This is a genomic window from Streptomyces parvulus (genome assembly GCF_014648855.1).
In the GTDB taxonomy this organism is placed as follows: Bacteria; Actinomycetota; Actinomycetes; order Streptomycetales; family Streptomycetaceae; genus Streptomyces; species Streptomyces parvulus.
Map to the genome: position 1 here is coordinate 119,479 of NZ_BMRX01000004.1, position 24,663 is coordinate 144,141.

Sequence of the window (24,663 nt, forward strand, 5' to 3'; positions counted from 1 at the left end):
GCCCTCAGCCGTCGAGTCCGCGGAGGTAGGCGCCGAACTTCTCCAGGCCGTCGACGTTGCGGGGGCCGCTGATGCCCTCGTTGTAGTCGAGGACGAAGAAGTTGTTCTTCTTCACGGCGGGAAGCCCCCTGGTGTGGGGCGACTTCTTGAGGAATTCGATCTTCTTCTCGGCGGGCTGGTCGCCGTAGTCGAGGATGACGACGACCTCCGGCTCGGCCTCGGCGACGGACTCCCAGTTGACCTGGGTCCAGCGCTCGTCGAGTCCGTCGAAGACGTTCCTGCCGCCCGCGGACTCGATGATGTCGTTGGGCGGGACCTGGTTGCCGGCGGTGAACGGCTGGTCGGTTCCGGAGTCGTAGAGGAAGACGGGGACCGGCTCGCCCGCCGGAGCCTTGTTCTCGACGGCCTCGACCCGCTGCTTGAGCACGTCGACCACCGCCGTGGCCTTCTTCTCGACCCGGAAGATCCGGCCCAGCCGTTCGAGGTCGGTGTAGAGGGCTTCGAAGGGGGTCACCTTCTCCGGGTGTCCCGGGTAGTTGAAGCAGCTCTCGGTGTGCATGAAGCTCTGGATGCCGAGCTTGTCCAGGATGGCCGGCGTGATGCCCCGCTCGTCCTTGAAGCCGGAGTTCCAGCCCGCGACGACGAAGTCGGACTTCGCCTCCACGACGACCTCCTTGTTGAGCAGGTCGTCGCTGAGCATCTTCACCTTGGCGTACTCGGACGCCCAAGGAGACTCGCTCACCGGCGGGTTGGCCGGGGGCATCACGTAGCCGTGGACGTGGTCGGTCAGGCCGAGGGCGAAGAGCTTGTCGGCGCTGCCGCCCTCGTAGGCGACGGCCCGTCGGGGCACCTTGTACCGCACCGGTTCACCGCAACGCTTGACGGTGACCTCGGCGGACGCCTTCGCGTCCGGTTCCACCTCGGCGCCGCAGCCGCCGAGCAGCAGTGCCGCCGCCACGGAGGATCCGAGGACCGCACGCCGCCGGGCCGGGGCCGGGAGTCGGGTTGTACGCATGTCGTCAGGCGCCTTTCACCGGGATGAGCCGATTGAGTAGAGGAGTTGGGGCCCGCCCGTGAGCGGGTGCGGGACAACGCTGGCCGTCACCCCGAAGACGTCGGCGACCAGTTCGGCCGTGAGGACGTCCTCGGGCGGCCCGGAGGCGACGAGGCTGCCCCGGGCCAGCACGCCGATGCGGTCGCAGGCCGCCGCGGCCAGGTTGAGGTCGTGCAGGACGACGAGGACGGTGAGGCCGGACGCGCGCAGCAGCGCCAGCAGTTCGACCTGGTGGCGGACGTCGAGGTGGTTGGTCGGCTCGTCCAGGATCAGGATGTCCGGCTCCTGCACGAGGGCGCGGGCCAGCAGGACGCGCTGGCGCTCGCCGCCCGACAGGGTCAGGACTCCCCGGTGGGCGAGGTGGCCGATGTCGAGGCGCTCCATGGCGCTCACGCACAGGGCGCGTTCGCGCGCACCGAGGGCCTGGTTGCCCCGGAGATGGGGCGCGCGGCCGAGGGCGACCACCTCCTCGACCGTGAAGTCGAAGTCGACGGCTCCGTCCTGGGTGGTGGCCGCGATGGTGCGCGCGCTGTGCCGCAGGGGCAGCCGCGCCAGGTCCCGGTCGCCCACCCAGATGGTTCCGGAGCTGGGGCGCAGCGCGCGGTACACACAGCGCAGGGCGGTGGACTTGCCGCTGCCGTTCGGGCCGACCAGGCCGACGACCTGTCCCGTCAGCACCTTTAGGGAGAGGTCACGGACGAGGCTCCTGCCGTCGGTGACGACGCAGAGTCCGTCGAGCTTAAGCTCCATGTCAACGCCCCCCGAACGTATAGCCCTTGCGCCGCATCAGCGCGATGAAGACGGGCACGCCGACGAGGGCGGTGATCACGCCGAGGGGCAGCTCCCGGGGGGCCACCACGGTGCGCGCCGCGAGGTCGACCCACACCATGAAGACCGCGCCGGCCAGAGGGGCGACGGCGAGCACCCTTGCGTGCGTGGCGCCGGCCAGCATGCGCACCACGTGCGGCATGACGAGACCGACGAAGGCGATGGCACCGCTGACGGCGACCATGACGCCGGTGACGAGGGAGACGAGGACCAGCAGGCGCCGGCGGTGCCGGTCGGGGCCGACGCCCAGGCTCGCGGCGGTCTCGTCACCCAGGGCGAGGACGTCCATCACGCGCCCTTGACGGTGCAGGGCGACCACTCCCCCGACGACCACCACGGCGACGACGGGCAGTGCGCCCCAGGTGGCGGCGCCGAAGCTGCCCATGGTCCAGTACAGGACCATGCTGGTGGCCTCGCTGTCCGGCGCGAAGTAGACGATCAGGCTCATCACGGCCTGGAAGCCGAGGGACATGGCCACGCCGGTCAGGACCAGGCGCAGCGGGGAGAGCGCGCCCCGGGTGGCGGACGCGGCGTGGACGAGGAGCGAGGCGGCGAGCGCACCCGCGAAGGCTCCGGTGGAGACGGCGTAGATCCCGAGGGCGGCGAGTCCTCCGGTGACCGTGACGGCGACGGCACCGACGGACGCGCCCGACGAGACGCCGAGGACGAAGGGGTCGGCCAGCGCGTTGCGCACCATGGCCTGGATCGCGACGCCGACGGCGCTCAGGCCTGCCCCGACCAGGGCGGCCAGCAGGACGCGCGGGGTGCGGATCTGCCAGATGATCTGGTACGTCGTCACCTCGTCCGCGCCGACGCGTCCGCCGGTGAGCGCCGCCCAGAGGTGACGGGCGGTCTGAGCGGGGGTGACGACGGCGGGCCCGAGGCCGATGGCCACGACGACGGACGCCAGCAGGACGAGGGTCAACGCGCCGCAGACGAGGAGCAGTCCGGCGCGGGCGGCCGGCCGGCATCCGTCTCCCGCGGGCGCGTCCGATGGCACCCCGGCCGCGGCGAACGCGTCAGCGCCGGCCGTCGGTATGGATGTCGAGGGCGGAGGCACGTGGCCTACCTACACTTTCTATCGATAATGGGAACCATGTTCAGTCGTGGAATCTAGCATGCCGTCGCGGCCGGCCGCGCCGAGTTCACGACGACGGTTCACGACCGGCGGGAGGGGTGGGGCAGGACGGCGGGCGGTTGTTCGACGCGCCGGCGGCTGCCTGCGGGAAGGGGCGCCTCCGTGCGGAGGCACGGGGCGACGGGGCGCGTGCGTGCGCACAGCGCCCGGGAGATGGTCCGCGCGCCCGCGACGGGGCGGCGACGGGGTTCGGCCGCTCAGCGGCGGCCGGGCGGGGTCGGCTTCAGGCCGGCGACCGGCGTGGCTTGAGCGCCCAAGGGCAGCAGGCCCGCCCGGGCGGCGGGCCGTTCAAGCGGCGGGCCGTACCCGGGCGGCGGACCCTGCCGGGCGGCGAGCCTTGCTGGGGCGGCCGTACGGTCCGGTCGCCTCAGAGGCCTCGGCGGGGCAGGCGTACCACCTGGACGAAGAAGTCGTCGATCTGGCGGACCGCGGCGATGAACTGGTCCAGGTCGACGGGCTTGGTGACGTAGGCGTTGGCGTGCAGCTTGTAGCTGCGCAGGATGTCCTCCTCGGCCGCGGAGGTGGTCAGGACGACGACCGGGATGTCGCTCAGCTCGGAGTCGGACTTGATCTGCTCCAGGACCTGCCGGCCGTCGTACTTGGGCAGGTTGAGGTCGAGCAGGATGAGGTCGGGCCGGGGGGCGTCGGCGTGGTCGCCGCGGCGGTAGAGGAAGTCGAGCGCCTCCTCGCCGTCCCGGACCACGTGCAGCGTGTTGCCGATCTTGTTGTCCTCGAACGCCTCACGCGTCATGAGCTCGTCGCCCGGGTCGTCCTCGACCAGGAGGACGTCGATCGGTGTGCCGGGTGTCGTCATGCCAGGGCCTTTTCCTCGGTGCGGGCGTCGGTGTCGCCGGTCTCGTCCTCGACGGACGGCAGGGTGAAGCAGAAGCGGGTGCCGCCGGTGTGGGCGGTGTCGATCCAGATGCGCCCGCCGTGGTGTTCGACGATCTTCTTGCACAGCGCCAGGCCGATGCCCGTGCCACCGTACGTGTCCCGGCTGTGCAGCCGCTGGAAGATCACGAAAACCTTCTCGGCGAACTCCGGCGCGATGCCGATGCCGTTGTCGGTGACGCAGAACCGCCAGGATCCGGCCCGGTCCGGGTCCTCGTCGCAGGTGATCCGGATCCGGGGGGCGCGGTCGGGGTCGCGGAACTTGACGGCGTTGCCGAGCAGGTTCTGCCAGAGCATGACCAGCAGGGTCGGGTCGCCGACCACGCGGGGCAGCCGCTCGGGCCGTTCGACCTCCGCGCCGGTCTCGGTGACCACGGTGTCGAGGTTGGTGAGTGCCTTGGAGAGGACCTCGTCGAGCGCGCACTCCACGGAGGCGTCGTTGAGCCGGCCCACCCGGGAGAAGGTGAGGAGGTCGTTGATGAGGACCTGCATGCGCTTGGCCCCGTCGACGGCGAAGTCGATGTACTGGCGGCCGCGGTCGTCGAGCTTGTCGCCGTACCGCTTCTCCAGGAGCTGGCAGAAGGAGGCGACCTTGCGCAGGGGCTCCTGGAGGTCGTGCGAGGCGACGTAGGCGAACTGCTCCAGTTCCGCGTTCGAGCGGCGCAGCTCGACGGCCTGGGCGTCCAGGTCGGCGGCCTGGCGGCTCAGTACGTCCTGCTGCCGCTGGGACGCCTCGAGTTCGGTGACGATCCGCTGCCGCATGTCCTCGACGTCGCGCCCCACGGCGGTGATGTCGGCCGGGCCCCCGGCGGGGATGGAGTGCTCGAACTCGCCGCGCGCCACCTTCCGGGAGGCCTCGCGGAGGTTCTGGAGGGGGCGGGCGACCAGGAGCCGCAGGACGAATGCCAGTGCCACGCCGGCCAGCAGGAGCGCCGCCACCATGGCGCCGAAGGTCGCGTTGCGCAGGGTGCGGGCGTCGGCCAGTTCGGCCTGGCCGTCCTCGACGACGTCGGTCAGGTCGCGGTTCTGCTGGTTCCAGCCGGCCCGCATCGCGTCGAAGACCTTCTTGCCCCGCCCGGCGGTCGTCTCGTCGACGGTCCGGGGCTGACCGGGCGTGACGCCGTCCTTGAGCGGGTCGGCGTAGGTGCGCCGCCACTGGGCCGCCTGCCGCTGGACCTTCTCCAGGTCCGCCAGGAGTACGGGGCGGTCCCCGATGAGGGTGCGCAGCCGGGCGGCGGCGCGGGCCTCGTCCTTGCGGCCCTGCTCGTAGGGGGAGAGGAACTGCCGGTCGGCGGCGATGGCGTAGCCGCGTACGCCCGTCTCCTGGTTGACCAGGGCCGCCTGCAGCCGGTAGGCCTCGGTCTGGGCGGGCTGCACCCGGTCGGTGAGCTGGTCGGTGAGTTCGGTGGTGCGCGCCTGCACGCGGGCTCCGACCACGGCGCCCACCACCACGATGAGGGCCATGAGGCCCAGCACGAGCTGGAACCAGCCCTGCACCGTCAGCCGGCCGCCGACCCGCGGCCGCCGTGTCTCGTCACGCACTGCTTTCGTCTCCAGCCTTGTTCTCGTTCTCGCGCCCCGCGTTCCAGCGCAGGTGCAGCACGGCCACGTCGTCGGCCAGGCCGCCCTGTTCCTCGGCGAGGTCCTCGGCCCGGTGGATCAGTCCGTCGACGAACGCCTCGGGGTCCAGCCGGGCCACCTCCCTCGCGAGCCGCAGCAGCCCTTCCTCGCCGAGGCGCTCCCGCCCGCGGCCGACGTATCCCTCGAAGAGGCCGTCGGTGAAGAGGACCAGGGCTGCGCCCGGGGGGAGGGGGAGTTCGCGGACCGGCCAGTTGGCCAGGCCCGGCACCACGCCCAGCGCCGGTCCCCCGCCGACCTCGACCCAGCGCACGTCGCCGTCGTCGGTGCGGAGCAGCAGGCCGGGGTGCCCGGCCCGCACCATCCGTGCGCACGGTGCGCCGGGCGGGAGGATAAGGCTGGTGAGGGTGGCGAACACCTCGGTGCGGGCGCGTTCGGCGACGAGGATCTCCTCCAGCCGGCGGAGCTGCTCGGGGCCGGTGACGCCGCTGAGCACCAGGGTGCGCCAGGCGATGCGCAGCGCCACGCCGAGGGCGGCCTCGTCGGGGCCGTGCCCGGAGACGTCGCCGATGACGGCGTGCACGGTTCCGTCGGGGCTCTGCACGATGTCGTAGAAGTCGCCGCCGAGCAGTGCCTGGGCGCGGCCGGGCCGGTAGCGGGCCACGATCTCCATGCCGGTGCCGTGCAGCAGGGGGCGGGGCAGCAGGCCCCGTTCCAGCCGGGCGTTCTCCCGGGCGTGCATCTGGCTGGCCCGCAGGGCGACGGCGGCCTGCTCGGCCTCCTTGCGCTGGATCGCGTACCGCACGGCGCGGCCGAACAGCTCGGGCTCGACGCGTCCCTTGACGAGGTAGTCCTGTGCGCCCTCGGTGAGGGCGGCGAGGCCGGTCTCGTCCTCGGCCATGCCGGTGAGCACCACGACGGCGACCTGGTCGGCCAGGGAGTGGACCATCGACACGGCTTCGAGGCCGTGGGCGTCCGGCAGGTGCAGGTCGAGGAGTACGCAGTCGGGCGCCTCCCGGCGCAGCACCTCGCGGGCCTCGGTCATGGACCGCACCCAGCGCAGCCGCATCTTCAGCGTGCTGTCGGCGACCAGTTCCTCGACGAGCAGGGCGTCACCCGGGTCGTCCTCGATCAGGAGCACCGAGGGCTCCCGCCACTGCCAGGCCCCGGCGGCGGACGTCTCGGCGGACGCGGGCACACCACCGGCCCAGGACTGTGCCGCCGTCACCCTGCCTCCACCCTCCCGTCCCGTCCGTCCACGGGATCACGGCTATGAGCACGGTGTTCAGCACACCCGGCTCCGTCTCTCCCACGACGGTCCCGCTGCCCTTACAAAATGTACACAACATCCGGCGGGTACCGCGCCAGATGTGCTGCACACAACTCCGCCCGGGGACGTACCGGACATCACGCGGGCGCTCGGGTGCACCGGACCGGGGTGCGCGTGCTCCGGCGCGCTCGGCGATGAGAGGCTGCGCCGGTACCGCGTCGTGCGTCGCGAGGGTGAGGGGAGCCGCCGGTGAGAGCGGACGAGGCCGTGCCGTTGGGACGGACGGGGCTGCGGGTGACGCGTCTGGGGCTGGGGCTCGCTTCTCTGGGCGGGCTGTTCGCGCCCGTCTCCGACCGTGACGCGGCGCTGACCGTCGACCGGGCCTGGGACGTCGGCGTCAGGCTCTTCGACACGGCTCCGGTGTACGGCTACGGCAGGTCCGAGCGCCGAGCCGGGGCCGCGCTGGCCGGGCGCCCCGCCGGCCAGTACACGCTGTGCACCAAGGTGGGCCGCCTGATCGTGCCCGGGGGCACGGACACCCAGCCCTTCTGGGCCGACCCGCCGCCGGGTGTCGGACCTCGACGGGACTACTCGTACGCCGGTGTGATGCGCTCGGTCGAGGACAGCCTGGAACGGCTCGGACTCGACCGGATCGACGTCCTGCACGTGCACGATCCGGACGAGGACTTTCCCGCGGCCGTCTCCGACGCCTACCGGGCCCTGGCCGAGCTGCGGGCGCGGGGCGCCGTCGGCGCGGTCTCGATCGGCGTGAACCACGCCCCGGTCGCGGCCCGCTACCTGAGGGAGGTGGCGGCGCCCGGCCCGGACTGCGTGATGCTCGCGGGCCGCTACAACCTGCTCGACCGGTCCGGCCTGGACGAGCTGCTGCCGCTGTGCGCCGCGAGGGGGGTCGCCGTGATGGTGGCCGGGGTCTACCAGTCAGGACTGCTGGCCGACCCGCGGCCCGGTATGCCGCACGGCTACTCGACGGTCCCGGAGGCTCTGGCCGGTCGGGTCGCCGCCTGGCACGCGCTATGCCGCGATCAGGGGGTGCCGCCGACGGCGGCCGCCGTGCAGTTCCCCTTCGGTCATGCCGCGGTCACCAGCGTCGTGGTCGGGGCCCGGACGCCGGACGAGGTCGAGGACACCGCGCGCATGCTGGCCCACCCCGTCCCCCCGGCGTTCTGGGCCGCCGCGCGGGCGGCCGGGCTGCTGCCGCCCGGGGTGCCGGTCCCGGCCTCCTGACCCGGGCGGCGGACGGGAGATCCGGCGGGACGGCCGGCGCCCCGCGGCACGCGGCTTGACTCTCCAGTGGCTGGAGACCGGAGAGTGGGCGGCATGAACGGCGCGACGCTCCCGCACTCGATCGGCGACCTGTCCGTCCGTACCGGCGTCCCGGTGCGGACGATCAGGTTCTACTCGGACACCGGCCTGCTGCCCCCGTCCCATCGCACCCCGGCCGGCTACCGCCGGTACGGCGACGAGTCGGTCGGGCGGCTGCGGCTCATCTGCGTCCTGCGGGACCTGGACGTCGACCTCGCCACCGTCCGCCGCGTCCTGGACGGCGGGCTCTCCGTCGCCGAGGCGGCCGCGGCACATCTGGAAGCCACCGAGCTCCGGATCCGTACGCTGCGCCTGCGGCAGAGCGTTCTGCGGCTCGTCGCCCGGCGTGGCTCCAGCCCAGAGGAGACCCTGCTCATGCACCGCCTCACCCATCTCACCGCCGAGGAACGCAGGCGCCTGGTGGCCGACTTCACGGCCGGCCTCGACACCGGGACGCCATCCGGACGGACCGCGGCCGCGGTGGTGGGCATCGCGCTGCCCGTCCTGCCCGACGATCCCTCCGACGCCCAGCTCGCCGCCTGGGTGGAGATCGCCGAACTCATGGCCGACGACGGCTTCCGCGCGCGCCTGGCGCGGGGGGCGTTCGCCGCCGCCGACGAGACGGCCCTGCCGGGGGTGGCCCCCGAGAAGGCCGGCGGGCTGGTGGTGTTCGCGAGGGAGGCCGTCGCCGACGCGCGGGCCGCGGGCATCGAACCGGGCGACGCCGACGCCGTTCCCGTCGCCGACGCCGTGGTGGCACGCTTCGCGTCCGTGCTCGGCCGTCCCGCGGGGCCCGAGTTGCGGGACTGGCTGGTCCGGGAGCTCGGGACGGGACACGATCCGCTGGTGGAGCGGTACTGGCGTCTCGTGTGGACCGTGAACGACTGGCAGATGGTGGACGGCCATCTGCCCTTCCAGCCTTGGCTGATCGAAGCCCTCGGCGGGACCGGGCGGGAGGACTGAGGGGGCGGGCTTTCGTCGAAGTGGATGAATCCGGTGGTCGATTGCCCGCCGCGCCGCAGCCTGCGGGCCGTTCGGGCGTTAGGCGCGAGGGGGCAGCCGCTCCTGCCGCCGGGGGCCGTACCGCACGCTCCGTGGCGGGTGCCCGACTCAGTTCCGCATCGGAGAACCTCATGACCACCGCTCCGGCTCCCGTCCGGGCCCGGCTCGCCGCCGCATGCCGTGCCGTGACCGAAGCCCGCCCCTTCTCCCTGGCCGTGCTCGCCGTGATCCTGCTCAACGCGGCCCTGCTGGGGGCGGAGACCTACCACGGGTTCGCCGCCGAGCACACGGGGCAGCTGCGCTGGGCCGAGCGCGGCTGCCTGGCCTTCTTCACCGTGGAGATGCTGCTGCGGGTGGCCGCGCACGCCGACCGGCCCCGGGAGTTCTGGCGGGACGGGTGGAACGTCTTCGACCTGGTGGTCGTGGCCTCGGCCTACGTCCCCCTGGTACGGGAGAACGCCACCGTGCTCCGCCTGCTGCGCCTGGTCCGGGTGCTGCGCACGGCCAGGTTCCTGCCCCAGCTGCGGGTCCTGTTCCTGGCCGTGTCGCGCAGTCTGCCGGGTACCGTCAGCTTCCTCTTCGTCGGCGCGGTCGTCCTCTACGTCTACGCGATGATCGGCTGGCTCTGCTTCGGCGGCAGCGACCCGGCCCACTTCGGCTCGCTGGGCCGGGCGATGCTCACCCTGTTCCTGCTGATGACGCTGGAGGGGCTGCAGGACGCGGTGTACACCGGCCTGTCCATCTCCCGGCTGAGCATCCTGTACTACGGCTCGTACGTCATGCTCGCGTCGTTCGTGCTGGTCAACGTCCTGATCGGGGTCGTACTGAACAGCCTCGACGAGGCGCGCGAGCTGGACGGCGCGGCGCTCGGCGAGACGCCGCGAACGGCGCGGGGCGGGGAGACCCGTACCGGAGCCGCGGTGGTGGGCCTTGCCGCGGTGCCGGACCCGGCGGTGCTCGCCGAGCGGATCGCCGGCATGCGCCAGGCGCTCGACACCCTGGAGCAGTCGCTGGCCCAGGCGCCCACCGCGCCCGACGGTCAGGAGCGGGTGACCACCGCCGTGTGACCGCGTACCGCGGACCGGCCCTCAGACCGCTCTGAGCTGGTTGTTGTACAGGCGTCTGAGGTGTTTGGCCGCGGGGCACTTCGCGCCGTCCGCCTCGCACTGACGGCAGTCCCGCAGGTGCCGTTCGTAGTCCTGGCGCGCCTGCTCGAGGCGGTCGTGCGGCGAGGTCATCGGGGTTCCTGTCGCTGGGTGGTCGAGACGCGGGAAGGCAAGAATGATCTTGTTACTCGCAGTACAGCAACCGGGCGGCCCCCACTCTGCCCGCGAGGACCGGACGCGGGTGCCATGGTCCGGACCAACGACTCCTCCGGCATTGCCCGTTGCGACAGGGGCACCGTCGACGCGGGCACCCCATCCCGTCGTTCCTCCTGCCTCCCGTAAGGGTGAACATCCCGCCGGCACGGTGTGTCGCGGGGGCCGCTGCCAGCACTCTGCCGCTGACGGCGGACGCCGTGCGGTGTGGCAGGAGGTGGCAGTGGAGCGGCGGCAGCGACCGGCTTCGTGCCGGGACCGGGCGCGTTACGCGTTCGACCGGACGTTGGCCCGGAGCACGGGGACCCTGCTCGGCTGGCTGGCCGTGTGCTGCCTGGCGGTCGTCGTGCCGGTCAGCACGCTGCTGGTCTGGACGGATCCCCAGGCGCCGCGTTCGCTGTCCGAGCGGCTGGTCGCGGTGTGGCGGACGAGCGCCGAGACCCTGCGCCTCGGCGGGATCACGGGCGCGCCGCTGCGGATGCTGCTGTCCGTGGTGCTCGGGTTGATCGCGCTGCTGTGCGTGTCGACCCTGGTCGGCGTCGTCACGACCGGACTGGGCGACCGGCTGGAGGAGCTGCGGCGGGGGCGCTCCACCGTGCTCGAACGCGGTCACGCGGTGGTGCTGGGCTGGTCCGACCAGGTGTTCACCGTGGTCGGCGAGCTGGTCGCGGCCCAGTCCGCCCGGTCGAGAGGCGTCGTCGCCGTCCTCGCCGACCGGGACTCCACCGAGATGGCGGCGGCGCTGCACACCGCGCTCGGTGCGACGGGCGGCGTCCGGATCGTCTGCCGTTCCGGTTCACCGGCGGACCCCGACGCGCTCGCCCTGCTCACGCCGTCGGCGGCGGATTCCGTCCTGGTGATGCCGTCCGACGACGACAACGCCGACCTCGAGGTGATCCGGGTCCTGCTGGCGCTGCGGGCCCTGCTCGGCGCGCAGGCGGGACCCCCGGTGGTCGCGGCGGTCCGCGACGAGCGCCACCTGACCGCCGCCCGGCTCGCCGCCGGACCGCGGGGGACCGTGCTGGAGACGGAGGCGACGACGGCGCGGCTGCTGGTGCAGGCCGCCCGCAACCCGGGGCTGGTGGCCGCGCTGCGGGACCTCCTCGACCTGGCGGGGGCCGAGTTCCACGTGGTCGACGAACCGGAGGCCGAGGGGTCGGAGTTCGGGGAGATCGCCCTGCGGTACGCGAGCGCGTGCCCCGTCGGCCTCCTGCTGCCGGACGGACGCGCCCTGCTCACCCCGGCGGCCCGGACCCGGTGCGGTCCGGGTGACCGCCTGATCGTCGTCGCCCCGGACGAGCGGCCCGAACGCGCGACGGCCCCCGAGGCACACGTCGACGCCGGTGTGATGGCCCCGGCCGACGCGGTGCCGGGTCAGCCGGCCCGGTTCCTGCTGCTGGGGTGGAACAGCCGGGCCCCGCTGGTCACGGACCTGCTGAGCCGCACGGTACGCCCCGGTTCCGTCCTGGACGTCGTGACCGGTCCGCGAACGGCGCCCGACGCGTCCCGGCTCGTGGGCCGCCCGGGCGGCGGACGGCTCACCGCCACCCACCGCACCGGCGAGTTGACCCGGCCGGAGCAGGCGGCGGGGCTCGACCTCTTCCGCTACGACTGTGTGATCGTCCTGGGCCCCGACGCGGAGGCGGTGTCCTTCGGGCCGGACGACCAGACCCTGCTGACGTTGCTGACCCTGCGGTCGTGCGAGGAGGAGGCGGGACGGCCACTGCCCGTGGTCGCCGAGCTGAGCGACCACCGCAGCCGGGCGCTGGCTCCGCTCGGCCCGCGGTCGGCCGCCGTGGTGCGCGCGGAACTCACGGCCCTGGTCATGGCGCGGATCTCCCACGCTCCGGCCCTGGCCTCCCTGTTCGAGGAGCTGTTCGCCTCCCGGGGCGGCGCGCTGGCCCTGCGTCCCGCGACCCGCTATGTGCTGCCGGGCCGGGAGGCATCCTTCGCCACGGTGGTCGCCGCCGCGCTCGGGCGCGGGGAATGCGCGATCGGTTACCGCGCGCACGCCCCGCACGGGACGGACCGGCCCGGCGACGTCCGGCTGGCGCCCCGCAAGTCGGAGCGACGGGTGTGGAGTGCCGGGGACGAGGTCCTGGTGGTGGCGCCGCCCGACATCCCGGTGGTGTCTCCCCCTGACGACGAGCGCTCCTCCCCCGGCGGACGCCGGACCCTGCCGGGCATGCGCGGGGAGGAGCGGGTCGGGACGGACGACAGCCCGGCATCCGGCCCGCCGCTCGACTGACGCCGGCGGCCGGGCCGGAGGCCTCTCGTCGCGGCGGTACGCGCCTCGTCGCTCAGGTGCCGGCGTGATGCGGGACGGCCGCCGAGCGCGGTGCCGCGTGGTGCACGGGCCTGGCCGGACGGGTCTTCTCCAGACGGCGGGTCCACAGCGAGGTCATGAACAGCAGGGCCGCGAAGACCGACAGGAGGAGCACGGAGACCCACATCTGCCGACTCCCCGGCGATTCCCAGCCCGTCCAGGCGGTGGACACCGCCCACAGGGCGAGACCGACCACGTAGGAGGCCCGGGTCCGGCGGAGCTGACGCAGCCGGCGCACGGCCGACAGGGGTGCGGGGGAATCAGTGCTCGTTGCCATGCGGCACCGTGTACCCGGCACTCGGCACACTAAGGGCGCCGTTCCTCGAAGTCCCTCCGGACGGCCGCACCCTGGTCCTCCGTCAGCCCCTTGCCGTCGGGCATCTCCAGGACGGACCCGCAGTGCTCGCACAGTGCGCCGTCCCCGGCGGGCGTGCCACAGGCCTTGCAGTAGCGGCTGCGGCCCTGTCCCTCGGGTGTCTGCGGCATGGTCTCTCCTCCGGCTCGTGAACCCTTGCGATTGCCGGGTTCCCAGGAGAGCGCCGGTGATACGGGGGCCGGAACCTGCCGGTACCTGAGTACGGGCTGAGTATCCGCGCTCATGCCGGGGCACGTGGCCCGGGCCACACTCCGAGGCATGACGAACCTTCCGCCCCCGGCCGAGGAACTGCGGTTCCTCGACGCCGAGCTGCGGCAGCTCGACGCCCGCCGTGCCGTCCTGCTGCGCCGCCGCGAGTGGCTGATCCACACACTGCGGGCGTCCGCCGCCCCGACCGGTTGGCGGCCCGCCACCCCGGGTCCCGTCCCGGCGCCCGGCCCCGACGCCACGGCTCCCGGCGTGCAGAACGTGCTGCTGCTCCTCGGCGGGGTCCTGCTAACGATCGCCGCCATCGCGTTCACCCTGGTCAGCTGGGGCCACATGGGGATCACGGGGCGGGGTCTGGTGCTCGGCGCGCTGACCGTCGGTGCCCTGGGCGCTCCCCCGCTGCTGCTCCGGCGCGGACTGCGGTCGACGGCGGAGTCCGTGGCGGGTCTGGGGCTGGCGCTGACGGTGCTGGACGCGTACGCGCTGTACGAGGTGGCGTTCGCCGGGACCGACGGACTCGCGTACACGGCCGCCGCCTCCGCCGTACTGGCCGCGGTGTGGGCCGCGTACGGCGTGGCGACGGGCGGACTCGTGCCGGCGACCGACGTCCGCCCGGCGGCGGGGAACGGCGCGCCGGCCCCGGGCGGGCGCCTCACGCTCCGGGTGCCGGTCCCCCTCGCGGTGGGGACCGCGCACCTGCCCCTGCTGCTGTGGGCGGTGGCGGCCGGCGCGGGGGCGCACACGCTCACGGCCGTGCTGCTGGTGACGGCGTCGGCGGGCACCGCGCTCGCACTGCGCACGGCCGTTGCGCCGGTGCGGTACGTCGCGCTCGTCGGGGCGCTGGGTACGGGCGCCGTCGGGGTCCTGGCCGCCGGGGCGCTCTGCTGGAGCGCGTCCGGCACCGGCGCTGCCGCGCGGGCGGCGGCGCTCCTCGTCCTCGCCGCGGCGATCGCCCTGACCGCGGGGAGGTTCGCGCCCAAGCCGGACGTCTCACTGGTCGCGGCCCTGGCCGCGGGGCTGTGCCTGGTCGCGGGGGCGGGGGGCGTGATCCGGGTGTCGGTGCCCGGCGAGTGGACGGTGCCCGGGTGCCTGGCCTGCGGCCTGGCCCTCCTGGCGGTGCTGCGCACCTCGCTGCCCCGCCCGCTGCGTCACGGACTGGTGTGGGCGTCGGTCACGGTCCAGGCCTGGGCCGCGCTGTCGGCGGTGCCGCTGGTCGCCGGGACGCTGCTCGGCCCGGTCGCACGGGTGGAGGAGCCGTGGTCCGGGGCGCCCGGAGGCGTGCGCGAGGCCGTCTTCACGCAGGTGCCGTGGCCCCCGTACGCGAGCACCGGACCGCTGGTGCTCGGCGCCCTGACCGCCGTCCTGGTGGTGGCCGCACGGCACGGGATCCGGCGTCCGGCGACCGCCGTGGGCGGGCTCGTGCTGGGATGGGCGGCGCTGTTCGTGCTGCCGGGGGTACTCGAACTCCCCTACACGGCCGGTCTGGTGGCGGAGGGGGCGCTGGTCCTGGCCGCCCTCGGCTGTGCCGCGTGGGCGCGGCGTCCCGCCGCCGAGGCGTCACCGCTCCCCCTCGCGGCGCTCCTCGCGGCCCTGGTCACCTCCGCCCATCTCGCCCTGGTCGCGCTCGCCTCCGAGCGGGCGACGGTCGGTGTGCTCCTGGCGCTGACGGTCGTGCTCGGTGCGGCCGGTCTGCGTCCGGAAGCCGGCCCGTTCACCGCGCCCGCCGCCCTCGGGTACGCCACGGGGCTGGCGTGCGCGGTCGGTGCCTCCGCCGGCTGGCAGTGGCACCACACCGCGCTGCTGGTCCTGGTCGTGCCCGCCACGGCCGCCCTGATCGCCGCCCGGCTCGGGAGCGCCTCGGCGACGACCGTCCCGGTCGAGGCGGCGGGTCTGGCGGCGGGGGTGGTCGCCCTCGCGCTCGCCGTGCCGGAACCGCCGTTCCTGGCCCTGGTGCTGGCCCTCGCGGGAGTGATCGCCGCGGGCACCGCGCTGCGCCCCGACCGCCGCCCCGCCGGAATGGCCGCAGCCGTGCTGTTCCTGCTGGCGACATGGGTCAGGCTGGTCGCCTGGGAGGTGACCGCGCCGGAGGCCTACACCCTGCCGGTGACCGTGCCCGCGCTGGTCGTCGGCTTCCTCCGCCGGCGCCGCGAACCCGGGGTCTCCTCGTGGACGGCCTACGGTGCCGGGCTGGCCGTCACACTGGTGCCGAGCCTCCTCGCGGTCTGGGGCGACCAGCACTGGACGCGCCCCCTGCTGCTCGGCGCCGCCGCGCTGACGGTGACGCTGGTGGGCGCCCGGCACCGGCTCAAGGCACCGCTGCTCCTCGGCGGGGGCGCGCTCGCGCTGGTGGCGCTGCACGAACTCGCCCCGTACATCGCCCAGGCCGTCGGCGCGCTGCCCCGCTGGGTGCCTCCGGCCCTCGCCGGCCTGGTGCTGCTGGCGCTGGGCGCCACCTACGAGCAACGGCTGCGCGACGCGCGCAGGGTGCGGGAGGCTCTGGGACGGCTGCGCTAGGGCCTGTCGTGTGGATCAGGCCGGCTGAGAGGGAGGGTCCCACTCGGCCCACCCGAGCGGGCCCCGCGACGCCGGCATGATCCACACGACGGGCCCTGGCGGCACCCTCGACTCAGGAGACCGCGACCTCGGCCGCACGGACGCCGCCGTGTTCCAGGCGCTGGTCGCGTCGCCCGAGGCCCGCGAGCGCCTGGCGCACCTGACCGGCCGGGGCCTGCAGACACCCGGGCCGCTCGAACGCGACCTCGGCAGGGCCGTGGCGGAGTTCCACCGCTGACCTCCACGCCCCCGGCCCGCCTCGGGTGATCGGCGGGACTCCATGCGCCCGGTCTTCAGCTACCCGGTGGCACAGTCCGCTTCCAGGCCCCGGCCGCCGTGCGCGTCAGGCGTAGGCGCCGGACAGTGCCTCCACGCGCTGCCAGACGCGGGCCGAGCGGGCCTCGTCCACGACCGGGCGGCGGACGGCGGCGAGGGCCCAGTCCTGCTGCCGTGCGGTGGCGGAGTCCTTGCCGTGGAGGTCGACGGCGTGGCCCGAGAAATCGCGTACGAGGACGGCGAACAGCTCGTCCAGCACGTCGTCGTCGAGACCGGCCGCCTCGGCCTGCTCCAGGATGAGCTGGGCGTGCACCACGAGGGCGAAGAGCTGGCCGACCGCGAGCAGGAGGTCGAGGTCCCGGCTCTGGTCCTCGTCGGGCGCGGCCTTCGTCGCGAACTCGCACAGCGCGTCGGCCTGTTCGCGGAACCGTGCCACGTTGGGGACGGCGGCGTACGCCTCGAACGCCGTGCGCCAGTCGTGGAACCTGACCGAGCCGAGCCCCCGGGCCGGGCCCTGGCGGAAGAGGAAGGTGTCGTCGGCCGCGTCGAGCCGGGCCGGCACGCTCGGCCGGTCGACGGGGTCGAGCAGGTGGTTGCGCATGAACTTGAGGATCAGCGCGAGGTTGACGTGCACCGTGCCCTCCAGCTTGGGCAGGCCCCGGATCTCCACCGCGGCCTGGGCGAAGTAGGTGTCCTTCTCGAAGCCCTTGGCCGCGATGACGTCCCACATCAGGTCGATGACCTTCTCGCCCTCGGTGGTGACCTTCATCTTGGTCATCGGGTTGAAGAGGAGGTAGCGGCGGTCGTCCGGGCCGGCCGTGCGGAAGTAGTCGACGGCGCGGTCGCTGAACAGCTTCATGCCGACGAGGCGCACGTAGGCGTCGATCAGTTCGCGGCGCACATGGGGGAAGGCGGTGACGGGGCGGCCGTAGAGGATGCGGTTGTGAGCGTGGGTGACGGCCTCGTACATGGCGTGTTCGCAGATGCCGATCGAGGCGGTGCAGAGGTTGAACTTGCCGACGTTGACGGTGTTGAGGGCGGCGTCGAAGGCGGCCCGTCCGGTGTGCAGGACGTCCTCGGGGCCGACGGGGTAGTCGTCGAGGCGGAACTCGCTGACGTACTTGGAGGAGTCGACGACGTTCTTGACCAGGTGGTAGGCGGGGTGGCGGCTGTCGGCGGCGAAGAAGACGTAGCCGTCCGGGCCGTCGACGTCGGTGCGGCGGCCGAAGACGGAGACGAGTCCGGCGGCGTTGCCGTTGCCGATGTAGTACTTGGAGCCGGTCGCGCGGAAGCCTCCCGTGCCGTCGGGTTGGAGCAGCATGTCGGTGGAGTAGATGTCGGCGCCGTGGCTCTTCTCGGAGAGGCCGAAGGCGAACACCTCGCCCTGCTGGAGGAGTTCGGCCGCGCGGCCGCGGGCGGCGGCGTTGTCGCTCTGCCAGACGGGGCCGAGGCCGAGGATGGTGACCTGCCAGGCGTACCAGTAGTCGAGGCCGTAGAAGCCGAGGATCTCGTTGAGGGCGGCGATCCGCGCGGTGTCCCAGCGCTGGTCCGGCCGGTCGCCCTCGGCCGCCGGGGTGAGGAAGGTGGCGAACAGGCCCTCCTTCGCGACGAAGGCGAGGAAGTCCTCCAGCCAGACGCGGGAGCGGTAGTCCTCGGTCAGCCTGCGCTTGCCGCGCGCCTCGAACCAGTCGACGGTGGCGCGCAGCAGCCTGCGCGTCTCCGGGTCGAAGTGCGCGGGGTCGTAGGTGCGCGGGTTGAACAGGAACTGGTCGGCCATGAGGGTGCCTTCCGGGTCGTACGGTGTGGGTGACGGACGGGTCTCCGGTGCCTGGGGGCGCCGGGGTCTCAGGTGCGGGGCGTGGCGGTGCGGAGCCGGTGGAGGGTGTCGAGGACATCGTCGAGCCAGGCGATGGTCATGCGCTCGTAGGCGATGCCGCCGCGCAGGACGGCGTGCTGGAGTTCGCCGCCCGCGTCCAGGGGGCGCGGCGCCTCGGGGCCGGTGAAGTCCCGCAGCTCGCCGGTGAGGTAGCGCCCGAGCCGGTCGTCGTGGGCCTTGCGGTGGCGCTCGACCTCCGAGATCAGTGCGGCCGGGTCGTCGAAGGCCGCGCCCCGGATCTTCACGGCGAGTTCGTGCCGCACGCTCTCCGGTTCGATCGGTTCGTGCAGCCACGCGGTCAGCGCCGCGCGGCCGGGCGCCGCCACGGAGTACTCCTTCTTGTCCGGCCGCCCCCGCTGCGGCACCTCGCGCACGTGCAGCAGGCCGGCGCCCTCCATCCGGCCGAGGACGCGGTAGATCTGCTGGTGGGTCGCGGTCCAGAAGTATCCGATGGACCGTTCGAACCGGCGCGCGAGTTCGTAACCCGAGCCCGGCTTCTCCAGCAGCGAGACGAGGATCGCGTGTTCGAGCGCCATACCCCGATCCTTCTATGCAACTTGTTGCATAGACAAGACGGCGAGTCCGGATGAGACGCGCCTCACCCCCCGGCAAGAAGGCGGGGCGGCCCACGAGGTTGCGGACACCGTCCGCACTCCGCCACGCCCCCTCCGCAAAACGACGCGGCAGTAGGCGTGTTGAGTCCCATCACGGGCATTCGGCTCGAAAGCCGGACGTCGAGTGACGGCGGCGGAGAGCCTTTGAGGAGATGGGGATTCACATGCGGAGCAGGGGGATGAAGGCCGGCGCGATCGGGACCGCCGCCGTCATGGCGAGCGTGGTGCTGGCCGGCTGCGGGGGCGACAGCGACCCGAAGACCGAGGGCAAGGGCGACAAGGGCAAGGACGCGGCGGCGAGCGCGAGTGCGAGCGACGCCGGCTCGGGCGGGGGCGGCCAGGGGCAGGACACGAAGGCGGTCCGGGCGGCCTACGACAAGACGGCCGAGGCCGGTTCCGCCCGTATGACGATCGACATGAAGCTCACCGCCGGCGAGCAGCGGATCGCGACCGACGGCGAGGGCACGCTCGACCTCGCCGAGGGCAACAGCGTGATGACCGTCATGGCGGAGAACAAGAAGATCGAGCAGCGCGTGGTCGACCAGGTCCTCTACCAGAAGATCCCCGGTCAGGAGGCGGGCGGCAAGCCCTGGATCAAGATCGATCTGAAGAAGGTCGCCCAGCAGCAGGGCCTGGGCAACCAGCAGATCGGCGACCCGGCCCAGACCGCCGCCTACGCCAAGGCGATCACCGACAAGGACGTCAGCAAGGTCGGTACCGAGAAGATCGACGGCGCCGACACCACCCACTACCGGGTCTCGGTCGACGTGGCCGAGCTGCCCGGCGGCGAGATGATGCGCCAGCAGCTCGGCCCGACCCTGCCCATGCAGGTGTGGCTGGACGACGACGGGCGGCTGCGGCGCCAGCAGATCGACATGACCGTCAAGGCCCCGGCCTCCGCGTCCGCGAAGCCCGAGGGCGGCTCCGCCCCCAAGGAGCTGAAGATGAGCACGGTCATGAACTTCTCGGACTTCGGCACCGAGGTCGACGCCGAGGCACCGCCCGCCGGCGAGGTCACCGACATGACCGAGCAGGCCCTCCAGGGCAGCGGCCAGCAGGGCTGACGGGCACCTCGCGCCGGGCACCGGCCGGGCGGACGCCCGGTGCCCGGCGCGGTCGGGGAAGATGGCCCGGTACGCCCTTCCCCGCCAGTGAGGAGAGTCCGCGCGGATGACCGCTTCCGCCTCCGGCCCGAGACAGCCCACCATCGCGGACGTCGCCCGCGTCGCGGGGGTCTCCCGGACGACCGTGTCCCACGCCCTCAACGGACTGGGGAAGGTCGACCCGCGCACCCGCGAACGCGTCAGGCAGGCGGCAGCGGAGCTGGGTTACCGCCCCAACCTCCGGGCCCAGCGGCTGCGCCGCGGCGAGGCGAAGGCGATCGCGCTGGCGTCGTCGATGCCGTTCGCGGTGGCGGGCGGCCCCTCACGGCTCGGCTTCTACATGGAGGTCGCGGCGGCCGCGGCGGAGAGCGCCCTCTCGCACGGCTTCGCCCTCGTCCTCGTACCGCCCGTCCGGTCGGGTTCGGCGCTGTACTCCGTGGACATCGACGGCGCCATCGTGGTCGAGCCGGACGCCGCCGACGCCGCCGCGGCGCAACTGCGCGAGCGCGGACTGCCGTACGTGGCGCTCGGCAGGCCCATGGCGCCGGACGAGGACGTCCCGTACGTGGATCTGCGCGGCGGGCGGGTGACCGAACTGCTCCTGCGGCACCTGCACGAACAGGGCGCCGCCCGCCCGGCGCTGATCGTCGGATCGGGTTCCCGGCACTCGACCGTCGACGCGGTCGCCGCCTACGAACGCGTGGCCGCCGAACGGGGCTGGACGCCCGTCGTGGCGCGGGTCCCCGAGGCGGGTGGCGAGCAGGCGGGCTACGAGGCCTGCGCGGCGCTGCTCGCCGAGCACCCCGGGACCGACGCGGTGTGCGCGATGGTGGACGCCTTCGCCGTGGGCGCGGTCCGGGCCGTCCGGGACAGCGGGCGGTCCGTACCGGACGACGTCATGGTGGCCACCCGCTACGACGGTCTGCGCGCCCGCACCTGCGAACCGCCCTTGACGGCGGTCGACCTGCACCTGGAGCGGGCCGCTTCGGACGCCGTCGACCTGCTGCTGCGCAGATTGCGCGGAGACACCGCCGCACCGACGGTCGCCGTGTCCCCGGAACCGGCCGTGATCGCCCGCGCGTCGTCGCTGCGGAACCGGGAGGCGGGAGGGGACCGGAGCCGCTGACGCTCTCCGGTCCGCTCCCCTCCAGCGGGCCGCGGTTCAGAACCCGAGCAGCAGCACCACCCCCGACACCAGCGCGAACACCAGCACGCACAACCGCATCCTGCGGGCGTCCAGGCGGTGGTGCACCAGGTGGCTGAGCCAGGCCCCCAGCGCGATCGCCGGCAGAACGGCCACCGCCCAGCCCAGCTGGGCGGCCTCCGCCTTCCCCGTGGCGAACAGCAGCGCCAGCGAGGCGACCTCGCCCACCAGGAAGCAGGCGGCCACGGTCGAGCGGAGTTCGGACGGTGACCGGTGCTGGTAGACCAGGGCGAGCGGCGGTCCGCCGACGCCGGTGGCCGTCTCCGTCAGCCCCGTCACCGCGCCCGCCCCGACGTAGGCGGCCCGGCCGGGGGTGAACACGGGCGCGGCCAGGCTCACCACGGCCGCGAGCAGCGTCGCGCCGCCCACGAACACGCCGAGGCTGCGCTCCGGGATCAACCACAGCAGCGCCAGTCCCGCGGGCGTGGCGGCGAGCCGCGCCCCGGTGATCCAGCCCGCGCCCCGCAGATCGAGCGAGGCCCGTTCGCGCCAGGCGACGTACAGGTTGAGCGGGATCATCGCGGCCAGGACGAAGACCGGGACCAGGCCGGGGGCGAGGAAGCCGGCCACGGGTGCGACGACCAGCGCGAAGCCGAGTCCGCTGCTGCCCTGGACGAAGGCGGCCACGACCACGGTCGCCGCGAGGGCGGCCAGCGCCGGCCAGCTCACAGGATCACCGTCCGCTCCTGCCGCGCCCGTGCCTCGGTGGAGGTCGGGTGCGCCCGCTCGACGCGCGCCGCGCCCACCGCGGCCCGCGCCAGTTCGGTAGCGCGGCGCACCAGCGCGTCCCCGTCCCAGTCGGTGGGCCGGCCGTGCCACATGCGCAGACGCCCGGCGACGAAGACCGCGGTGATCTGGTCGCGGTTGCCGCGCCGCACCAGCTCCCACGGCAGGTCCCAGGAGAGCGCCAGTTCGGGGGTGGCGACGTCGACGAGGAGGAAGTCCGCCGCCCTGCCCGGCGCGACAGTGCCGGTGCGGGCGCCGAGCCCCACGGCGTCCGCTCCCCCGCGCGTGGCGTGCTCCAGCCAGGTCCAGCCGGCGCCGCACGAGGAGTCGCCGGTGGTCAGCCCGTACGCCAGTCGCTGGGCGAACTCGGCGGCCTCCGCGAGCCGGAAGCCGTCGCCTCGGGTGCCGTCGGTGCCGAGGCCGACGCGGACACCGCGTTCGGTCATGTCGGTGGCGGCGGCGACCGCGTTGCCCTTCCACGCGCTGGCGACCGGGTTGTAGCTGACGGCGGTGCCCGTGGCGGCGAGCAGGGACAGTTCGCGCGGGGTGAGCATCGTGGCGTGCGCGGCGAGCAGTTGCGGGCCGAGGGCGCCGACGCGGTGCAGGTGTTCGAGGGGGCGCAGTCCGTGGCGCAGGAGGGAGCGTTCGACGCCGGCGAGGTGTTCGTTGACGTGGATCTGGACGACGGCGCCCGCCTCGGCCGCCAGGCGGGCGGTGGCGCGCAGGGTGCTCTCGGTGGCGGCCTCGGGGATGGAGACGGCGAGCGAGGGATGGACGAGCGGATCCCCGGCGTAGCGGGCGAGGTGCTTCTCGGCCTCGTCGAGGACGGCCGGGCCGCTGCCGGGCTCGCGGTCGGCGTCGTTGCAGACGAGCCCCAGGACGCAGCGGACCCCCGCGTCCCGCGCCGCCGAGGCGACCACCTCCACGTCGACGCCGGCGCGCGTGCCGGCGTCGGCAACGGTGGTGAATCCGCCGCGCAGCGCCTCGTAGCAGGCGAGTTTGGCCGCGGTGTGGGCCGACTCCTCGTCCAGCGCGCCTTCCAGCGGCACCCAGACCCGGCGGAAGATCTCCGACGGCTCCCCGAAGGCGAGGGCGGCGCCGAAGCTCTGGGTGAGGTGGTGGTGGGCGTCGACGAAGCCGGGCATCAGCAGGTGACCGGGGAGGCGTACGGGGTCGAGTCCCGGACGGGCGGCCGCCAGTTCCGCCGCCGGTCCCACGGCCCGGAAGGTGCCGTCCTCGACGAGTACGGCGTACCCGTCGGCGGGCCCTTCGGGCAGCAGGACGGCGTCCGGGGCGAGCAGCAGGGGTCCCGGGCCGGCGAGGGGGGCGCGGTCGAGTGGGTTCATCGGTCGCTTTCTGTGCGGGTGCGGGTCAGGCGGGCGACGACGCCCGGCCTGACGTGGTGGAAGAGGACGTTGAGCACGGCGGCGACGCAGGCGCCGACGGCGACGCCGCTTTCGAGCAGGATGCGCACGTTGGGCGGGAACCCGCCGTAGACGCCGGGGACGAGGATGGGCAGCAGTCCGAGCGCGAGGGCGACGGCCACGACGAAGGTGCTGGTGTGGCGGTCGAGGTCGGACCGGCCGAGCATCTGGACGCCGAGCACGGTGATGACCCCGAAGACGATCATGGCGGTGCCGCCGACGACCGGGGACGGGATCACGCTGATGGCGTGGGTGACGGGAGCCAGCAGTCCGACGGCGACCAGGACGACGCCGGCCACCGCGGTGACGAAGCGGCTGCGGACGCCGGTGACGCGGACGATTCCGATGTTCTCTCCGCTGGTGACCATGAGGGGCAGGCCGAAGAAGCCGCCGAACAGCGAGGTGAGGGCGTCGCCGCGGATCGTCTTCGGGACGTCGGTGCGCTTGTCGATCGCCTTGCCCACGGCTTCGGCGTTGATGACGGTCTGCCCGGTGGCCTCGGCCATGGAGGCCAGGCTGTAGAGCATCAGCGGCAGCGCGGCGAGCAGGTTGAACTCCGGTGCGCCGAAGGGCATCAGGTGCGGCAGGGTGACCAGTTGGCCGTCGGTGAGGGATCCGGCGTGGATGGCGCCCGTCGCCGCGGCGAGGGCGGTGCCCGCCAGCAGGCCGAGCATGACGGCGAGTTGGCGCATGACGCCGGTGAAGAGCAGGTAGAAGACGACGGTGAACCCGATGGTGGCCATGCCCAGCCCCAGGTTCCCCGGGTCGGCGAAACCGGGCGAGCCGGGCGGACCCGTGACGAGGACCGCGCCGACCTTCACCAGGTTGACGCCCACGATCACGATCATCGTGCCGATGACGAGTGCGGGGAAGAAGGCCAGCAGCCGTGAGAACACCGGCAGTACGACGAAGCAGAACAGCGCGGTGAGGATGACGGCGCCGCCGGCCGTGGGCAGGCCGTGCTGCTCGGCGATGGCCAGGAAGAGGATGAGCGGGGCGCCGCCCGGCAGCATGACGAACGGCAGCCGGGGCCCGAACCTCCAGGGGCCGAGGGACTGGATCAGGGAGCCGGCGCCGGAGAGCACGAAGGCGGCGGAGAGCAGGTCGACGGTGAGACCGTCGTCCAGGCCCAGGGTGGCGCTCATGAGGAAGACCGCGGATATCGGGGTGGCCGCCATCACGAGGACGTGCTGGACGCCGAAGAGCAGGATGCGGTGGAACGGCCGCGACTCGTCCACGGGATGGACGCCGTCGCGTGTACCGGGGTCCGGCGCGGACTCCGGTTCGCCGGCGGGTTCGGCCGCTCCGGGCCGCGGGGGTCGGTCGGTACGTCCGGCCTTCGTCGGCCGGCTCTGGTGGGCACTGGTCACGTTGGACTCCGTTCGGCCTGCAGCACGCTCGGGGTGGAACAGCGATCCGGCCCTGGACGGAGAGCCAAATCGATTTGGCCAAATCGATTTGGCCGCCAGTATGGGAGGCCCGCGAGCGCGCGTCAAGGAGCGTGCCGCAGGGCTGCGGGAGACCGGACGCCGAGGTCCGGGCCGCGCGTCCTACCCTGGGAGGACACCGCCTGCC

Annotated in this window: 22 protein-coding genes; 8 read left to right on the top strand and 14 right to left on the bottom strand. The window is 73.6% G+C overall.

Going from position 1 to position 24,663, the window contains the following annotated elements; genetic code table 11:
• Positions 1-4: 4 nt before the first annotated feature.
• From IE108_RS08420 to IE108_RS08445, 6 genes are all read right to left on the bottom strand, one after another.
• A complete protein-coding gene (locus IE108_RS08420; protein ID WP_064731477.1) occupies positions 5-1,015 on the bottom strand; it encodes an ABC transporter substrate-binding protein in 1,011 nt (336 codons plus the stop codon).
• 15 nt (positions 1,016-1,030) lie between these two features.
• The gene (locus IE108_RS08425) at positions 1,031-1,804 is read right to left on the bottom strand and encodes an ABC transporter ATP-binding protein (protein WP_064731476.1); all 774 of its coding nucleotides are present in this window, start codon (positions 1,802-1,804) and stop codon (positions 1,031-1,033) included.
• 1 nt (position 1,805) lies between these two features.
• Positions 1,806-2,828: a FecCD family ABC transporter permease gene (locus IE108_RS08430; protein ID WP_064732111.1), complete on the bottom strand. Its 1,023-nt coding sequence runs from the start codon at positions 2,826-2,828 to the stop codon at positions 1,806-1,808.
• A 559-nt stretch (positions 2,829-3,387) separates the two neighbouring features.
• Positions 3,388-3,834 carry a response regulator gene (locus tag IE108_RS08435; RefSeq protein ID WP_064731475.1) on the bottom strand — a complete coding sequence of 149 codons (447 nt, stop codon included), beginning with the start codon at positions 3,832-3,834 and terminating at the stop codon, positions 3,388-3,390.
• Positions 3,831-5,375, bottom strand: coding sequence for a sensor histidine kinase (locus IE108_RS08440; protein ID WP_064732110.1), 1,545 nt, complete (start codon positions 5,373-5,375; stop codon positions 3,831-3,833). The genes IE108_RS08435 and IE108_RS08440 overlap by 4 nt, the downstream gene beginning before the upstream one ends.
• A gap of 70 nt (positions 5,376-5,445) precedes the next feature.
• A complete protein-coding gene (locus tag IE108_RS08445; protein WP_064731474.1) occupies positions 5,446-6,687 on the bottom strand; it encodes a PP2C family protein-serine/threonine phosphatase in 1,242 nt (413 codons plus the stop codon).
• Positions 6,688-7,008: 321 nt separating this feature from the next.
• Between IE108_RS08445 and IE108_RS08450 the strand changes: the two genes are divergently transcribed.
• From IE108_RS08450 to IE108_RS08460, 3 genes are all read left to right on the top strand, one after another.
• Positions 7,009-8,004: an aldo/keto reductase gene (locus IE108_RS08450; RefSeq protein WP_064731473.1), complete on the top strand. Its 996-nt coding sequence runs from the start codon at positions 7,009-7,011 to the stop codon at positions 8,002-8,004.
• Positions 8,005-8,097: 93 nt separating this feature from the next.
• A complete protein-coding gene (locus IE108_RS08455; RefSeq protein ID WP_064732109.1) occupies positions 8,098-9,045 on the top strand; it encodes a MerR family transcriptional regulator in 948 nt (315 codons plus the stop codon).
• A 170-nt stretch (positions 9,046-9,215) separates the two neighbouring features.
• The gene (locus IE108_RS08460; protein WP_064731472.1) at positions 9,216-10,151 is read left to right on the top strand and encodes an ion transporter; all 936 of its coding nucleotides are present in this window, start codon (positions 9,216-9,218) and stop codon (positions 10,149-10,151) included.
• Positions 10,152-10,172: 21 nt separating this feature from the next.
• Here the strand turns inward: IE108_RS08460 and IE108_RS08465 are convergent, their stop codons facing one another.
• A complete protein-coding gene (locus IE108_RS08465) occupies positions 10,173-10,322 on the bottom strand; it encodes a hypothetical protein (RefSeq protein ID WP_189397601.1) in 150 nt (49 codons plus the stop codon).
• Positions 10,323-10,689: 367 nt separating this feature from the next.
• On the opposite strand from IE108_RS08465, the gene IE108_RS08470 reads away from it, so the two are divergent.
• Entirely contained in the window at positions 10,690-12,651 is a 1,962-nt protein-coding gene (locus IE108_RS08470; protein WP_229851718.1) for a CASTOR/POLLUX-related putative ion channel, read from the top strand.
• Between the two features lie 52 nt (positions 12,652-12,703).
• Here the strand turns inward: IE108_RS08470 and IE108_RS08475 are convergent, their stop codons facing one another.
• A complete protein-coding gene (locus IE108_RS08475) occupies positions 12,704-13,006 on the bottom strand; it encodes a hypothetical protein (RefSeq protein ID WP_064731470.1) in 303 nt (100 codons plus the stop codon).
• A 29-nt stretch (positions 13,007-13,035) separates the two neighbouring features.
• Positions 13,036-13,215 (bottom strand): hypothetical protein, encoded by a 180-nt coding sequence (locus IE108_RS08480; RefSeq protein ID WP_064731469.1) that lies wholly within the window; start codon positions 13,213-13,215, stop codon positions 13,036-13,038.
• Between the two features lie 148 nt (positions 13,216-13,363).
• Between IE108_RS08480 and IE108_RS08485 the strand changes: the two genes are divergently transcribed.
• A complete protein-coding gene (locus tag IE108_RS08485) occupies positions 13,364-15,826 on the top strand; it encodes an SCO7613 C-terminal domain-containing membrane protein (protein ID WP_064731468.1) in 2,463 nt (820 codons plus the stop codon).
• A gap of 76 nt (positions 15,827-15,902) precedes the next feature.
• Entirely contained in the window at positions 15,903-16,103 is a 201-nt protein-coding gene (locus IE108_RS08490) for a hypothetical protein (protein ID WP_064731467.1), read from the top strand.
• A 105-nt stretch (positions 16,104-16,208) separates the two neighbouring features.
• Here IE108_RS08490 and IE108_RS08495 read toward each other — a convergent pair whose 3' ends face one another.
• Both IE108_RS08495 and IE108_RS08500 read right to left on the bottom strand, forming a co-directional pair.
• Complete coding sequence (locus IE108_RS08495) at positions 16,209-17,918, bottom strand: acyl-CoA dehydrogenase family protein (RefSeq protein ID WP_064731466.1); 1,710 nt, start codon at positions 17,916-17,918, stop codon at positions 16,209-16,211.
• A gap of 68 nt (positions 17,919-17,986) precedes the next feature.
• Positions 17,987-18,553 (bottom strand): PadR family transcriptional regulator, encoded by a 567-nt coding sequence (locus tag IE108_RS08500; RefSeq protein WP_064731465.1) that lies wholly within the window; start codon positions 18,551-18,553, stop codon positions 17,987-17,989.
• Positions 18,554-18,795: 242 nt separating this feature from the next.
• Between IE108_RS08500 and IE108_RS08505 the strand changes: the two genes are divergently transcribed.
• Positions 18,796-19,695 (top strand): SCO4651 family lipoprotein, encoded by a 900-nt coding sequence (locus IE108_RS08505; protein WP_079163777.1) that lies wholly within the window; start codon positions 18,796-18,798, stop codon positions 19,693-19,695.
• Positions 19,696-19,801: 106 nt separating this feature from the next.
• Positions 19,802-20,860, top strand: a complete 1,059-nt coding sequence (locus tag IE108_RS08510; RefSeq protein ID WP_064731463.1) for a LacI family DNA-binding transcriptional regulator — start codon at positions 19,802-19,804, stop codon at positions 20,858-20,860.
• A 36-nt stretch (positions 20,861-20,896) separates the two neighbouring features.
• On the opposite strand, the gene IE108_RS08515 is transcribed toward IE108_RS08510, so the two are convergent.
• From IE108_RS08515 to IE108_RS08525, 3 genes are read right to left on the bottom strand one after another with little or no spacing between them, the layout of a single operon-like run.
• Positions 20,897-21,607, bottom strand: coding sequence for a sulfite exporter TauE/SafE family protein (locus IE108_RS08515; RefSeq protein WP_064731462.1), 711 nt, complete (start codon positions 21,605-21,607; stop codon positions 20,897-20,899).
• Positions 21,604-23,010, bottom strand: a complete 1,407-nt coding sequence (locus tag IE108_RS08520) for an amidohydrolase family protein (protein WP_064731461.1) — start codon at positions 23,008-23,010, stop codon at positions 21,604-21,606. Before IE108_RS08520 ends, IE108_RS08515 begins: the two co-directional genes overlap by 4 nt.
• On the bottom strand, positions 23,007-24,326 hold the full coding sequence (locus IE108_RS08525; RefSeq protein WP_064732108.1) for a uracil-xanthine permease family protein: 1,320 nt from the start codon (positions 24,324-24,326) through the stop codon (positions 23,007-23,009). The genes IE108_RS08520 and IE108_RS08525 overlap by 4 nt, the downstream gene beginning before the upstream one ends.
• Positions 24,327-24,663: the final 337 nt, after the last annotated feature.